Source organism: Pseudomonas sp. GW821-FHT01C01 (assembly GCF_059422645.1).
The window spans coordinates 18,783-31,512 of sequence record NZ_JBWKXF010000015.1; the positions used below are offsets into that span (position 1 = coordinate 18,783).

The 12,730-nt window shown below is 61.4% G+C and carries 16 protein-coding genes; 8 read left to right on the forward strand and 8 right to left on the reverse strand.

The genetic code is table 11. From position 1 onward, the window contains the following. The first annotated feature begins 116 nt into the window (after window positions 1-116). Window positions 117-1,037, forward strand: a complete 921-nt coding sequence (locus AC07XF_RS12250; RefSeq protein WP_495026686.1) for a LysR substrate-binding domain-containing protein — start codon at window positions 117-119, stop codon at window positions 1,035-1,037. Window positions 1,038-1,208: 171 nt separating this feature from the next. On the opposite strand, the gene AC07XF_RS12255 is transcribed toward AC07XF_RS12250, so the two are convergent. Together AC07XF_RS12255 and AC07XF_RS12260 are read right to left on the reverse strand one after the other, a co-directional pair. Then, complete coding sequence (locus tag AC07XF_RS12255) at window positions 1,209-2,702, reverse strand: YifB family Mg chelatase-like AAA ATPase (RefSeq protein ID WP_495026687.1); 1,494 nt, start codon at window positions 2,700-2,702, stop codon at window positions 1,209-1,211. A 241-nt stretch (window positions 2,703-2,943) separates the two neighbouring features. Further along, window positions 2,944-3,204 (reverse strand): accessory factor UbiK family protein, encoded by a 261-nt coding sequence (locus AC07XF_RS12260; protein ID WP_495026688.1) that lies wholly within the window; start codon window positions 3,202-3,204, stop codon window positions 2,944-2,946. A 419-nt stretch (window positions 3,205-3,623) separates the two neighbouring features. Between AC07XF_RS12260 and glnK the strand changes: the two genes are divergently transcribed. From glnK to sutA, 4 genes are all read left to right on the forward strand, one after another. After that, window positions 3,624-3,962 (forward strand): P-II family nitrogen regulator, encoded by a 339-nt coding sequence (glnK, locus tag AC07XF_RS12265; RefSeq protein WP_002555808.1) that lies wholly within the window; start codon window positions 3,624-3,626, stop codon window positions 3,960-3,962. A 35-nt stretch (window positions 3,963-3,997) separates the two neighbouring features. Then, window positions 3,998-5,335: an ammonium transporter gene (locus AC07XF_RS12270; RefSeq protein WP_116262310.1), complete on the forward strand. Its 1,338-nt coding sequence runs from the start codon at window positions 3,998-4,000 to the stop codon at window positions 5,333-5,335. 214 nt (window positions 5,336-5,549) lie between these two features. Beyond that, window positions 5,550-5,975: a secondary thiamine-phosphate synthase enzyme YjbQ gene (locus AC07XF_RS12275; protein ID WP_007989493.1), complete on the forward strand. Its 426-nt coding sequence runs from the start codon at window positions 5,550-5,552 to the stop codon at window positions 5,973-5,975. 101 nt (window positions 5,976-6,076) lie between these two features. After that, window positions 6,077-6,400 (forward strand): dormancy-specific transcriptional regulator SutA, encoded by a 324-nt coding sequence (sutA, locus tag AC07XF_RS12280; protein WP_150772975.1) that lies wholly within the window; start codon window positions 6,077-6,079, stop codon window positions 6,398-6,400. A 182-nt stretch (window positions 6,401-6,582) separates the two neighbouring features. On the opposite strand, the gene AC07XF_RS12285 is transcribed toward sutA, so the two are convergent. The 6 genes from AC07XF_RS12285 to lptM are packed head-to-tail and all read right to left on the reverse strand — an operon-like array spanning window position 6,583 to window position 11,196. Next, entirely contained in the window at window positions 6,583-7,290 is a 708-nt protein-coding gene (locus AC07XF_RS12285; protein WP_495026689.1) for an HAD family hydrolase, read from the reverse strand. Next, window positions 7,287-8,186: a tyrosine recombinase XerC gene (gene xerC, locus AC07XF_RS12290; RefSeq protein WP_008015515.1), complete on the reverse strand. Its 900-nt coding sequence runs from the start codon at window positions 8,184-8,186 to the stop codon at window positions 7,287-7,289. Before xerC ends, AC07XF_RS12285 begins: the two co-directional genes overlap by 4 nt. A gap of 2 nt (window positions 8,187-8,188) precedes the next feature. Further along, the gene (locus tag AC07XF_RS12295) at window positions 8,189-8,914 is read right to left on the reverse strand and encodes a DUF484 family protein (protein WP_429370613.1); all 726 of its coding nucleotides are present in this window, start codon (window positions 8,912-8,914) and stop codon (window positions 8,189-8,191) included. Between the two features lie 13 nt (window positions 8,915-8,927). Continuing rightward, window positions 8,928-9,758 carry a diaminopimelate epimerase gene (gene dapF / locus AC07XF_RS12300; RefSeq protein ID WP_495026690.1) on the reverse strand — a complete coding sequence of 277 codons (831 nt, stop codon included), beginning with the start codon at window positions 9,756-9,758 and terminating at the stop codon, window positions 8,928-8,930. Between the two features lie 4 nt (window positions 9,759-9,762). Then, complete coding sequence (gene lysA, locus AC07XF_RS12305) at window positions 9,763-11,010, reverse strand: diaminopimelate decarboxylase (protein WP_116262304.1); 1,248 nt, start codon at window positions 11,008-11,010, stop codon at window positions 9,763-9,765. A 9-nt stretch (window positions 11,011-11,019) separates the two neighbouring features. Then, complete coding sequence (gene lptM / locus AC07XF_RS12310; RefSeq protein ID WP_007992225.1) at window positions 11,020-11,196, reverse strand: LPS translocon maturation chaperone LptM; 177 nt, start codon at window positions 11,194-11,196, stop codon at window positions 11,020-11,022. Between the two features lie 308 nt (window positions 11,197-11,504). Here lptM and cyaY point away from each other — a divergent pair, with 308 nt between their 5' ends. The 3 genes from cyaY (at window position 11,505) to rnk (ending at window position 12,728) form a co-directional block, all read left to right on the forward strand. Then, window positions 11,505-11,837: an iron donor protein CyaY gene (cyaY, locus tag AC07XF_RS12315; RefSeq protein ID WP_495026691.1), complete on the forward strand. Its 333-nt coding sequence runs from the start codon at window positions 11,505-11,507 to the stop codon at window positions 11,835-11,837. A gap of 4 nt (window positions 11,838-11,841) precedes the next feature. Next, entirely contained in the window at window positions 11,842-12,060 is a 219-nt protein-coding gene (locus AC07XF_RS12320) for a DUF1289 domain-containing protein (RefSeq protein WP_495026692.1), read from the forward strand. A gap of 257 nt (window positions 12,061-12,317) precedes the next feature. Further along, window positions 12,318-12,728: a nucleoside diphosphate kinase regulator gene (gene rnk / locus AC07XF_RS12325; protein WP_007992229.1), complete on the forward strand. Its 411-nt coding sequence runs from the start codon at window positions 12,318-12,320 to the stop codon at window positions 12,726-12,728. Window positions 12,729-12,730 lie beyond the last annotated feature (2 nt).

Genomic DNA, 12,730 nt, shown 5'->3' on the forward strand with positions numbered 1-12,730 from the left:
TTCTCGGCGCTCTGCGAGGTTTGCACAAAGGGATAAAAAGGATGGATGGCATGATTCAAACTCATGCTGGAGAGTTTCTGCTAGGGTGGACGAACCCCGCACCAGGAGCTTTCCTTATGTCCCGTCGTCTTCCTCCCTTGTATGCCCTGCGCGCATTCGAAGCGGCGGCGCGGCACAGCTCGTTTACCCGCGCGGCCGAAGAGCTGTCGATTACCCAAAGTGCGGTCAGCCGCCATATTCGTACACTCGAAGAACATTTTGCCTGCCGCTTGTTTCATCGCAGTGGCCGCAACCTGCAACTGACCGAGTCGGCCCGGTTATTGTTGCCGGGCATTCGTGAAGGCTTCACCGCGCTGGAGCGCGCCTGCAATACCTTGCGTGCCGAAGACGACATCTTGCGCATGAAAGCCCCTTCGACCCTGACCATGCGCTGGTTGCTGGCGCGCCTCAGTCGCTTCCGTCATCTGCAACCGGGTAACGAAGTACAACTGACCAGTGCGTGGATGGACGTCGATTCCGTGGATTTCAACGACGAGCCGTTCGACTGCGCGGTGCTGTTGAGTAACGGCCATTTCCCTCCGGACTGGGAGGCGAGTTACCTGTTCCCCGAGGAATTGATCCCGGTGGGCGCGCCCAACCTGCGGGGCGATCAGCCCTGGGACGTCACGCGCCTGGCCAACACCGAGTTGTTGCACCCGACGCCGGACCGACGCGACTGGCGTAACTGGCTGGAGCGCATGGGCCTGGCCGAACAGGTGTCGCTCAAGGGCGGGCAGGTGTTCGACACCCTGGAGCTGGGCATGATCGCCGCTGCGCGAGGCTATGGCGTGTCCATGGGCGATCTGCTGATGGTGGCGGAAGATGTGGCCCAGGGGCGCCTCAGTTTGCCGTGGCCCACGGCCGTCGCCAGTGGTGAGAAATATTACCTGGTCTGGCCGAAAACCCGGCCCGGCGGCGAACGCATGCGCCGGCTCAGTGACTTCCTGCAAAACGAAGCCCGTTCCATGGAATTGCCGGATGTCGTGCACTTGAGCTGAAACGATGAAGCCGCCGGAGAGGCTGGCGGCGGTCTTGCGTTCCGAGGTTGACCGCTTTCGTTGAGGTGCGGCTGAGTTAGTCTTCGCGAGCAAGCCCGCTCCCACAGGATAAACGACGCCGAACCTGTGGGAGCGGGCTTGCTCGCGAATGGAGCGACTCGGTTTCGACACTTACTGCGTGGCCGGCCGATATTGCAACGCTTCCGCCAGATGCTCGCGGCTGATCGCATCAACCTGTTCCAGATCCGCCAGCGTCCGTGCCACCTTGAGCAACCGATGCGCCGAACGCAGTGACAGGGTCAGTCGTTCACAGGCGGATTCCAGCCAGTGCTCATCGGCTGTGGATAACTTGCAGTAGCGACGCAACCCCGGCAAATCCAGAAAGGCATTGGCACAACCCTGACGCTTCTGCTGGCGCTCACGAGCCTCAGCGACAAGCACCGCAGCACTGGCGCTGTCCTCTCCTGGCTTCACATTGGGATTCAACGCCGTGGCTTCCCGGGCGACAGTCAGGTGCAGGTCGATGCGATCGAGCAACGGTCCCGAGAGTTTGTTGCGATAACGCTGCACCATGTCCGGCGTGCAGGAGCAGCGCCCGCTTGGCTCGCCAAGATATCCACAGGGACACGGATTCATCGCCGCCACCAATTGAAAACGCGCCGGAAAGCGCACGCGATCTTTCGCCCGCGAGATTACGATATGCCCGGATTCCATCGGCTCCCTCAGGACTTCCAATACTCTGCGTTCAAACTCGGGAAGCTCATCAAGAAACAAGACGCCGTGGTGGGCGAGGGTAATTTCACCCGGCTGCGGTTTCGAGCCGCCACCCACTAAAGCGGGGCCAGAGGCGGAGTGATGGGGCTGGCGAAAGGGGCGCTGTGGCCAGTGACGCAAGGGCACACAACTGGTGACCGATTGAATCGCCGCCACTTCCAGCGCCTCGCTCTCGGTCAGCGGCGGCAGCAGCCCTGGCAAACGACTCGCCAGCAACGTTTTTCCGGTCCCCGGGGGACCACTGAGTAGCAGGTTGTGAGCTCCAGCAGCCGCAATCAGCAGCGCACGCTTGGCCGCCAACTGTCCTTGCACTTCATTCATATCGGGATAAGGTTTGCTGGCGCAGAGCAGTCCATCGGAAGCATAAGGCTCGATCGGTGTATGCCCGTTGAAATGCGCCACTGCCTGCAGCAGATGGTCCACGGCAATGACCTTCAACCCTGACGCCAGGCAAGCCTCCTCGGCATTCGCCTGCGGCACCATCAACCAGCGTCCGGCCTTGCGCGCCGCCAATGCTGCTGGCAGCACCCCGCGGACCGGCCGCACGGCGCCGGAAAGCGCCAGCTCCCCCAGACACTCCACGTCATCCAGTGTCAGCGTCGGCACTTGCACGCTGGCCGAGAGAATCCCCAGGGCAATCGCCAGATCGAACCGCCCGCCATCCTTCGGCAAGTCGGCCGGCGCCAGATTCAGCGTGATCCGCCGCGCCGGAAATTGCAGCCCCGAATTGATGATCGCGCTACGCACCCGGTCCTTGCTTTCCTTCACCGCCGCTTCCGGTAACCCGACCATGGTCAGCGAAGGCAAACCATTGGCTAGGTGAACTTCAACTGTAACGGCAGGCGCCTCCACGCCGACCTGGGCGCGGCTGTGGACGATGGAGAGGGACATGGTCGTTCCTTGAGTTGTACGGGGGCCGCATCCTGCGGTTTCTGAAGGATAGTTGTGAGGATGGGATCTGGCGTGGCGATACCGATGGGAATTTTTGGCAGGATGTTGCGTACGTCAATGGGCGAGCATCGTCTCTGTGGCGAGGGAGCTTGCTCCCGCCGGGCTGCGCAGCAGCCCCAAAAAGAGGGACGGCTACGCCGTCCAGCGGGAGCAAGCTCCCTCGCCACGGGGATGTGTGGCGTTATTCGGTCGGCGGATTCAGCTTCGCTTCCAGCTCCGCGACCTTCGTTTCAAGAGCCTCCAGCCGCGCCCGCGTGCGCGCCAATACAACCATCTGGCTATCGAACTCTTCCCGACTCACCAGATCCAGTTTGCTGAAGCCGCTCTGCAGCAACATTTTGAACTGGCTTTCGATTTCAGCTTTCGGCAGCGGCGTGTCGCCGCTGAAGAGGCGGGAGGCGGTGCTGGTCAGGGCGTCGAGGAAGTCTTTTGGCGCGAGCATGGGCAATGTCCTGGAAACTATGGCGGGCAGTGTATCACGCAGTGTCTATAGTCATTTCCGCGGGCAAGGGGTGCACGCTTTTCGCGCATGGGGACAGAAGGCGTCGCACCGTTGTTGTGCGTAACGTGCCGAGTGTTGTAGCGAAGTTTCCACTCTGCGCTGGCAAAGGCTTGAAAACAGTCAGTTTTGTGGAGATGGCAAGCTTTCTGCTTAGTCCCTCGTGACCCATGCACTGATGCAGTCGCTGTGACGAATGCAGTGCGCCAAGCGAAACACGGGGAGTGCTTCGCAAGGAGCGGTTAGCTGGCGTCGGACGGGCAGGTAAGGCCGACGATGCGTTACAAAGCCAGGCACTGCGCTTAGACTTGAGACGGGTTTGTTTTCCTGGGGCAAGTCCACCAATTCGGGAGAGAGTTTTCATGAAGCTAGTCACTGCCATCATCAAGCCGTTCAAGCTGGACGACGTACGCGAGTCGCTGTCCGAGATCGGCGTGCAGGGCATTACCGTCACTGAAGTCAAAGGCTTTGGTCGGCAGAAGGGTCACACCGAGCTGTATCGCGGCGCGGAATATGTGGTCGATTTCCTGCCCAAGGTGAAGATCGACGTCGCCATCGACGACAAGGATCTGGACCGGGTAATCGAGGCCATCACCAAGGCTGCCAACACCGGCAAGATCGGTGACGGCAAGATCTTCGTGGTCAATCTGGAACAGGCGATTCGCATCCGTACCGGCGAAACCGATACCGACGCTATCTAAGCCGCCACAAACCCAACGCCCCAGGAGAAAACAAAATGACTCTGCGTAAATTCGCAGGGCTAGGAGCCCTGTTGTCCCTCGTAATGCCCGGCCTGGCCATGGCGGCAGACGAAGTGGCGGCCCCAGTCCTCAACTCCGGCGATACCGCCTGGATGATGACCTCGACAGCCTTGGTGCTGTTCATGACCATTCCCGGCCTCGCGCTGTTCTACGGCGGCATGGTTCGGTCGAAAAACATTCTTTCCGTGATGATGCAGTGCTTCGCCATTACCGGTTTGATCAGCGTCCTGTGGGTCATTTATGGCTACAGCATCGCGTTCGACACCACTGGCATGGAGCAGGGCGTCGTCAACTTCAACTCGTTCGTCGGCGGCATGGGTAAAGCATTCCTCGCCGGCATCACGCCAGCCAGCCTGACCGGGCCTGCGGCGCTGTTCCCTGAGGCGGTGTTCGTCACCTTCCAGATGACCTTCGCGATCATCACCCCGGCGTTGATTGTCGGCGCCTTTGCCGAGCGGATGAAGTTCTCCGCGATGCTGGTCTTCATGGGCGTGTGGTTCACCCTGGTTTATGCGCCGATTGCGCACATGGTCTGGTCCGGCAATGGCGGCCTGCTGTGGGACTGGGGCGTGCTGGACTTCGCCGGCGGCACCGTGGTGCACATCAACGCCGGTGTGGCCGGCCTGGTTGCCTGCCTGGTGCTGGGCAAGCGCAAAGGCTTCCCGACCACGCCAATGGCGCCGCACAATCTCGGTTACACCCTGATGGGCGCGGCGATGCTGTGGGTCGGCTGGTTCGGTTTCAACGCCGGTTCCGCCGCTGCAGCCAACGGCACCGCCGGTATGGCGATGCTGGTGACGCAAATCGCTACCGCTGCTGCTGCGCTGGGCTGGATGTTTGCCGAGTGGGTCACTCACGGCAAACCTAGCGCACTGGGTATCGCTTCGGGCGTGGTTGCCGGCCTGGTGGCAATCACCCCAGCTGCCGGTACCGTCGGCCCGATGGGCGCACTGGTAATCGGTCTGGCGGCTGGCGTGGTGTGCTTCTTCTGCGCGACCACCCTGAAACGCAAGCTCGGTTATGACGACTCCCTGGACGCCTTCGGCGTGCACGGTATCGGCGGTATCCTCGGCGCAATCCTGACCGGTGTGTTCGCTGCTCCGTCCCTGGGTGGCTTCGGCACCGTGACCGACATCGCCGCGCAAGTGTGGATTCAGTGCAAGGGCGTGGGTTTCACGGTGATCTACACCGCAATTGCCACGTTCATCATCCTCAAGGTGCTGGATGCGGTCATGGGTCTGCGCATCAACGAAGAAGAAGAAGCGGTCGGCATCGATCTGGCGCTTCACAACGAACGCGGCTACAACTTGTAAGCACGCGCATAAAAAACTTGCCCGGCTTGCCGGGCATTTTTTTGTCTGGAATTTGTCATTGAAGGGTGAGCTAAAAGGTTTTTTCCTACAGGTTTTGCGATGTTTGCTCCGGGTGATTTTGTGCGGTCGAAGGCTTACAGGATTGAAGGAATATTAGGGCCTTTGTTTTTTCCCAGAGCGCGCTAGAATGCGCCCCGAACGTGCGGAGAACTGTATGTGGCAACAGACTCTGATTACCTTGCGGGCGAGGCCCCGGGGCTTTCATCTGGTAACGGACGAGTTACTCGCCGGCCTGCCTGAACTCAAGGCATGTCGGGTCGGTCTGTTGCATTTGTGGCTGCAGCATACCTCGGCGTCGTTGACCATCAACGAGAACGCCGATCCGGCGGTACGTCGCGACTTCGAACGATTTTTCAATCGTCTGATCCCACAAGGAACAGACGGCTATGAGCATAACGACGAAGGCCTGGACGACCTCCCGGCGCACTTCAAGGCCAGCGTGCTTGGCTGTCAGCTCAGTTTGCCGATTTCGGCAGGCCGGTTGGCGTTGGGGACCTGGCAAGGCGTTTACCTGGGCGAGCACCGTGATCATGGCGGTGCCCGTAAAGTCCTCGCCACCGTGCACGGTGAAGGGGCATAACCGCTGGTCAGCAGCGGCCGTTGATTTTTTCCCGGCAGCCTTCGACAGAGGGCAAAGCTGGGCTATAACTAATCTGCTTTTCGCAAGTCATGAGGTAGAACATGAGCGACGATGATCTGGAAAACGACGACCTCGAAGTAGGCGACGACGACGAAACCGAAGAAGGTCTGGAAGCAGCGGCGGAAGACGTCGCTGAAGACGACGGCGGTGATGCGCCGGCTCCGACCGCCAAAGGCAAGGCCAAGGCAGCGGTATCGGTCGATGAGCTGCCGAGTGTCGAAGCCAAGAACAAGGAGCGCGACGCCTTGGCCAAGGCCATGGAAGAGTTCCTGGCGCGTGGCGGCAAGGTGCAGGAAGTGGAGGCCAATGTGGTCGCCGATCCGCCCAAGAAGCCTGACAACAAGTACGGCAGCCGGCCTATCTGAGCCTGCTTCGCGCTTGCTGAAAAAGCCCGCCGTCGCTGCGGGCTTTTTCATGCCTGAGACAAAAATCAAAAGGTCGGCGCAATCCCTTGTAGGAGCCGGCTTGCCGGCGAAGGGGGCCTTGAGCCATGCATGGCCCTTGCGGCCGTCTTCGCTGGCAAGCCAGCTCCTACAAGGTTGTTGCGTCAGTTCAGACCGGTGTTCCACCGCGCCAACAACGTCGGTAACTCGGTCAGACTGCCAATCTGCGCATCCGGCAACCGGTCCGCTTCCCAGGCCTTGCCCGCCGGGTTGAACCAGATTGCACGCAACCCCGCCTGCTGCGCACCGGCAATGTCATCACCCGGATGATCGCCGATATGCACCGCCGTTTCAGCGGTCGCGCCACCGCGCTGCAAAGCCTCCCGGAACAGTCGTGCATCGGGTTTGGCGATGCCGATGTCTTCGGCGCACAACGCAAATTTGAAGTAGTCCGCCAGCCCCAGCCGCCGCACATCGGCGTTGCCATTGGTGACGACGCCGAGGGCGTAATGGTTGGCCAGCAACTCCAGGGTCGGTTGCACCTCCGGGAATATTTCGAGCTGATGCCGGGCATGCAGAAACACTTCGAAACTCTGATCGGCCAGGTCCGACGCCTCGGCATGGGGATATCCGGCTTCTTCCAGGGCCTGGAACAACACGCGCCGGCGCAGGGCGCTGATGCGGTGCTTGAGGTTCGGCTCGATGCTCAGAATGCGCTCGCGAATGGCCCACAAATGTTCCACCGGCACTGCACCCAGGTTGGGCGCATGTTCGGTCAGCCATGCACGCAATACGGCTTCGGCGCTGACGATCACCGGGGCGGTGTCCCACAGGGTGTCGTCGAGGTCGAAGGTGATCAACTGAATACTCATGAATCGTCGCCTTTCATGCGTTTGGCCCGTGGGTGGGCGCTGTCGTAGACCGCTGCCAGATGCTGGAAGTCCAGGTGGGTGTAGATCTGCGTGGTCTTGATGTCCGAGTGTCCGAGCAGCTCCTGTACCGCCCGCAGGTCTTGGGAGGATTCCAGCAAATGGCTGGCGAAAGAGTGCCGCAGCATGTGCGGGTGCAGGTTCTGCCCCAGTTCGCGCTCGCCGGCAGCCTTGACCCGCACCTGGATCGCTCGTGGGCCGAGACGCCGGCCTTGCTGGCTGACAAACACCGCATCGTCCGCCGGGTTGGCCATGGCCCGCAGTGGCAGCCATTGTTCCAGCGCCTCGCGGGCCTTTTTGCCTACCGGCAGCAGGCGAGTCTTGCTGCCTTTACCAAGCACCTGGACCATGCCGTCGGCCAGGTCGAGCTGATCGAGATTGAGCCCCGTCAACTCCGACAGCCGCAGGCCGGAGGAATAGAACAGCTCGAGAATCGCCTGGTCCCGACGCGCCAGAAAGTCATCTTCAACCCCGCCTTCGAGCAGTTGCAGGGCGCGGTCGGTGTCGAGGGTTTTCGGCAGGCGGCGTTCACCTTTAGGCGGCGCCAGGCCGTTGGCCGGATCGTGGTCGCACAGGCCTTCGCGGTTCAGGTAGTGATAGAGCCCGCGAACGGCCGACAGCAGTCGCGCCAGACTGCGGGACGATTGACCCTGGGCGTGCAGGCGGGCAATCAGGCTGCGCAGGCGCTGGATGTCCAGCGCCGCCCAGCTGCCGATATTCTGTTTGACGCACCAGCCCAGCACTTTATCGAGGTCACGGCGATAGGCCGACAGCGTGTGCGGCGACACCTGCCGCTCACTGCGCAGGTGTTCGCAGTAAGCGTCCAGTTGTCGTTCCATGTTCAGCGTACCGAGCGCAGGGAGTTGTTGACCCGTGGCAGCACGCGGCCCATGACTTCAGCGATGTAGCTCAGGAACAAGGTGCCCACCGAGCTTTTGTAGTGCTGCGGATCGCGGCTGGCGATGGCCAGGATGCCGTGGATGCCTTGGTGGCTGATGGCAACCACCGCGGTGGAACCGATCTGCTTGCGCTGTTCTTCGCCGAACAGGAAGTCCAGTTCATGCTCGCGCAGGCTGCCGCTGATGCTTTTTTCTTCCGAAAGCAAGCCGCCAATGGCTACTTGTGCTTCGGCGTGAGTGGCCCAACGGCCGACCGGCATGGCGTTGTCGCCGAGCAGGATGAGGCTGACGAAGGGCACCTGGAACTCCTGGCGCAGGCTGTCTTCGACGCACATCACCACGTCTTCCAGGCTGGCGGCGTCCATCAGCGCCAGGATCAGGCGACGGGTCTTGTCGAACAGCCGGTCGTTGTCCCGGGCCACATCCATCAAGTGCGACAGGCGATGACGCAGTTCAATGTTGCGGTCGCGCAGAATGGTCATCTGACGCTCGACCAGCGACACGGTGTCGCCGCGCCGATGGGGAATACGCAGGGACGGGAGCAGTTCTTCGTGCTCGACGAAGAAGTCCGGATGAGCCTCCAGGTACGCGGCGACAGCCGCCGCCTCCAGGCTTTCGGACGGTGATTCGTCAGCTTGTCGTGCGGGTACTTGAGGCTTGTCGGTCATGGATTTCGCTCACTCAAAGACGCACTTGTCCTTCGTATACGCGCACTGCCGGGCCGGTCATCATCACCGGTTGGCCAGGGCCTGCCCATTCGATGGACAAGCGCCCGCCAGGCAGGTCGATCAATAGCGGCGAATCCATCCACCCCTGGCTGATCGCGGCCACTGCGGCGGCACAGGCGCCGGTGCCGCAAGCCTGGGTTTCCCCGGCTCCACGTTCCCAGACGCGCAACTGTGCGCGGCTCCGGTCGATGACCTGGAGAAAACCGACATTGACCCGTGCCGGGAAGCGCGGGTGATGTTCGATTTTCGGCCCCAGTTCATGCACCGGCGCATTGTTGATATCGCTGACCCGCACCACGGCATGGGGGTTGCCCATGGACACGGCGGCCAGATCGACCGGGGTGCCGTCGACGTCGACCTGATAACTCGTGGCCTGCTCCGGCGCCTGGAACGGAATATCTGCTGGCACCAGGCGCGGGGCGCCCATGTTGACGCTGATCTGGCCGTCGTTGCGCACGTCGAGTTCGATGATGCCACTTTTGGTTTCGACGCGAATCAGCCGTTTTGCGGTCAGACGCTTGTCGAGCACGAAACGGGCGAAGCAGCGCGCACCGTTGCCGCACTGTTCCACTTCGGAACCATCGGAGTTGAAGATCCGATAGCGGAAGTCCACGTCCGGGTTGCTCGGCGCCTCGACGATCAGTAACTGGTCGAAACCGACGCCGGTGTGCCGGTCGCCCCATTGTTTGGCGTGCTTGGGCAGAATGTGCGCGTGCTGGCTGACCAGGTCGAGGACCATGAAGTCATTGCCCAGGCCGTGCATCTTGGTAAAACGCAGCAGCATGGTTTTACTCCGGCAGCAGGCTTTCGCCAGCAAACAACTCGGCTACCGTCTCACGGCGACGCACTTCAAATGCCTGATCACCGTCCACCAACACTTCAGCGGTACGGCCGCGGGTGTTGTAGTTGGAACTCATGACAAACCCGTAGGCACCGGCCGAATGCACGGCCAGCAGGTCGCCTTCTTCCAGGGCCAGCTGACGATCCTTGGCCAGGAAGTCGCCGGTCTCGCAGATCGGGCCGACGATGTCGTAGGCGCGGGCCGCGGATTGACGCGGACGCACGGCAGTGACGTCCATCCAGGCCTGGTACAGCGCCGGGCGGATCAGGTCGTTCATGGCGGCGTCGACGATGGCGAAGTCTTTGTGCTCGGTGTGCTTGAGGTATTCGACCTGGGTCAACAACACGCCGGCGTTGGCGACGATGAAGCGGCCCGGCTCGAACACCAGCGCCAGGTCACGACCGTCGAGACGCTCGCGCACGGCCTTGATGTAGTCGCCAGCCAGTGGCGGCTCTTCGTCGCGATAACGCACGCCCAGACCGCCACCGAGATCGATGTGGCGCAGGTAGATGCCGCAATCGCCGAGGCGGTCGACCAGGCCCAGCAGGCGGTCGAGGGCATCGATGAACGGTGGCAGGGTGGTCAGTTGCGAACCGATGTGGCAATCGACGCCGACCACTTCCAGGTTCGGCAATTGCGCGGCACGCACGTACACGTCTTCGGCGTCGGCGATGGCGATGCCGAACTTGTTCTCTTTGAGACCGGTGGAAATGTACGGGTGGGTGCCAGCATCGACGTCCGGGTTCACGCGCAGCGAAATCGGCGCGCGAACACCCAGTTCGGCGGCGACCACTTGCAGGCGTTCCAGCTCGTCGGTGGACTCGACGTTGAAGCAGTGCACGCCGACTTCCAGGGCGCGTCGCATGTCGTCACGGGTCTTGCCGACGCCGGAGAACACGATCTTGTCGGCGCTGCCGCCAGCGGCCAGTACGCGTTCCAGTTCGCCACGGGAGACGATGTCGAAACCGGCGCCCAGGCGCGCCAGGACATTCAGTACACCCAGGTTGGAGTTGGCCTTGACCGCGAAGCACACCAGGTGCGGCATGCCGGCCAGCGCATCGGCGTAAGCCAGGTATTGGGCTTCGATGTGTGCACGGGAATAAACGTAGGTCGGTGTACCAAAGCGCTCGGCGATGGCAGACAGGGCAACACCTTCCGCGAACAGTTCACCGTCACGGTAGTTAAAAGCGTCCATGAGGTTCCCTTATTGGTAGACGTCGTGCTTGTGTGCTTTCGAGGCAGGCTGCTGTTGCGACGACTTGGCTTGCTCGGCAGGGTCCTGGTCTTCATCGGGCAGGTACAGCGGGCCTTTTTGACCGCAGGCCGACACAAGGCAGGCAACCGCGAGGAGCGCAGCAAGGGAAGAGATCAGGCGCTTCATGGCGAAATCCTTGAAAATGCATTAATTGCGCCGGAGTATACCGGCCACCCGGCAGCTTGCCTATGCAACGGACCGCCCGTCCGGCGGGGCTTGGCCCGATGCCGGTAACATAAGTGCAATCCATTGTGGGAGCGGGCTTGCTCGCGAAAGCGCCGTATCAGTCAATGCAGATGTCGACTGACACAGCGCTTTCGCGAGCAAGCCCGCTCCCACAGACGGCCGCTTGGTCGTTATCCTTTGCAATCGACGGGGCTCGGTCGTATCTTGCGGCGCTTGAGCCTGATCAGACACTTTTTGAGGTTGCCGTAATGAGTTTGTCCGAAGCGCGTTTCCACGACCTGGTCGATGCCACCCAGCAAACCCTGGAGGACATCTTTGACGAGAGCGACCTGGACATCGACCTCGAAAGCTCGGCCGGTGTGCTGACCGTCAAGTTCGAGAACGGCACTTCGCTGATTTTCAGTCGCCAGGAGCCGCTGCGTCAGCTGTGGCTGGCCGCGGTGTCCGGGGGTTTCCACTTCGACTATGACGAAGAAAGTGAGCGCTGGATGTGTGACAAGAGCGAAGAGCAGTTGGGTGAAATGCTCGAGCGTATCGTCCAGCAACAGGCCGGTGTCGAATTCGATTTCGAAGGCCTGTGAGATCGTGACCCAGCCTGCGCCTGTCCGCCCACCGAAGCCGCTCTATAGCAATGTCAGCCCGGCGGTGCCGTCGCCGTGCAGCGGTGTGTGTCGGCTGGACGAGCAAAAAGTCTGCCTGGGCTGCTTCCGCCATGTCGAAGACATCCGCGAATGGCGCTCGGCCGATGACGAGCGCCGACGGGTGATTTGCGCCGAGGCTGCCCACCGCAAATCCTTGGGATAAAGGCTTTTGTGGCGAGGGAGCTTGCTCCCGCTGGGGCGCGAAGCGGCCCTAAAAGCTTGCGGCTGCTTCGCAACCGAACGGGAGCAAGCTCCCTCGCCACAGGGGATCGAACTGACCGTACAGGCCCCTGACTTGTATATTTTTTGAGCTGTGATAGTGTCCAGATACGCCTCAACCCATCGAGGCTTGTGAAAACCCCGCCTTTTTCTGGCGGGGTTTTGCTTTTTTCGTGCAGAAGAAAGGAGTCTGCCCTGATCATGACCGCACCTTCTATCACCCTTACCCGTCTGGACGTTCAACGTCTGGAGCGTCTGATCGACAGCCTGGACGAAACGCTGCCTGGCGTTATCGCGTTGCAAACCGAGCTGGATCGCGCCGATACCGTAGTCGGCCACGATGAAGTGCCCGCCGATGTCGTGACCATGAATTCCCGTGTGCATTGCCGCGAAGAAGGCAGTGGCAAGGACTACCACCTGACCCTGGTGTACCCCAAGGATGCGAATGCCGACGAAGGCAAGGTCTCGATCCTGGCGCCGGTGGGCAGCGCGCTGCTCGGTCTGAAGGTTGGCCAGCATATCGATTGGCCGGCTCCGGGCGGCAAGACCCTGAAGTTGACGCTGCTGGAAGTCGAATCGCAGCCGGCCAATGGTGGCGCGTTCCCGGAGTGACA

Coding starts and splice junctions, on each gene's coding strand:
- AC07XF_RS12250 (WP_495026686.1), top strand. CDS start 117: ATGTCCCGTCGTCTTCCTCCCTTGTATGCCCTGCGCGCATTCGAAGCG.
- AC07XF_RS12255 (WP_495026687.1), bottom strand. CDS start 2,702: ATGTCCCTCTCCATCGTCCACAGCCGCGCCCAGGTCGGCGTGGAGGCG.
- AC07XF_RS12260 (WP_495026688.1), bottom strand. CDS start 3,204: ATGCTCGCGCCAAAAGACTTCCTCGACGCCCTGACCAGCACCGCCTCC.
- glnK (WP_002555808.1), top strand. CDS start 3,624: ATGAAGCTAGTCACTGCCATCATCAAGCCGTTCAAGCTGGACGACGTA.
- AC07XF_RS12270 (WP_116262310.1), top strand. CDS start 3,998: ATGACTCTGCGTAAATTCGCAGGGCTAGGAGCCCTGTTGTCCCTCGTA.
- AC07XF_RS12275 (WP_007989493.1), top strand. CDS start 5,550: ATGTGGCAACAGACTCTGATTACCTTGCGGGCGAGGCCCCGGGGCTTT.
- sutA (WP_150772975.1), top strand. CDS start 6,077: ATGAGCGACGATGATCTGGAAAACGACGACCTCGAAGTAGGCGACGAC.
- AC07XF_RS12285 (WP_495026689.1), bottom strand. CDS start 7,290: ATGAGTATTCAGTTGATCACCTTCGACCTCGACGACACCCTGTGGGAC.
- xerC (WP_008015515.1), bottom strand. CDS start 8,186: ATGGAACGACAACTGGACGCTTACTGCGAACACCTGCGCAGTGAGCGG.
- AC07XF_RS12295 (WP_429370613.1), bottom strand. CDS start 8,914: ATGACCGACAAGCCTCAAGTACCCGCACGACAAGCTGACGAATCACCG.
- dapF (WP_495026690.1), bottom strand. CDS start 9,758: ATGCTGCTGCGTTTTACCAAGATGCACGGCCTGGGCAATGACTTCATG.
- lysA (WP_116262304.1), bottom strand. CDS start 11,010: ATGGACGCTTTTAACTACCGTGACGGTGAACTGTTCGCGGAAGGTGTT.
- lptM (WP_007992225.1), bottom strand. CDS start 11,196: ATGAAGCGCCTGATCTCTTCCCTTGCTGCGCTCCTCGCGGTTGCCTGC.
- cyaY (WP_495026691.1), top strand. CDS start 11,505: ATGAGTTTGTCCGAAGCGCGTTTCCACGACCTGGTCGATGCCACCCAG.
- rnk (WP_007992229.1), top strand. CDS start 12,318: ATGACCGCACCTTCTATCACCCTTACCCGTCTGGACGTTCAACGTCTG.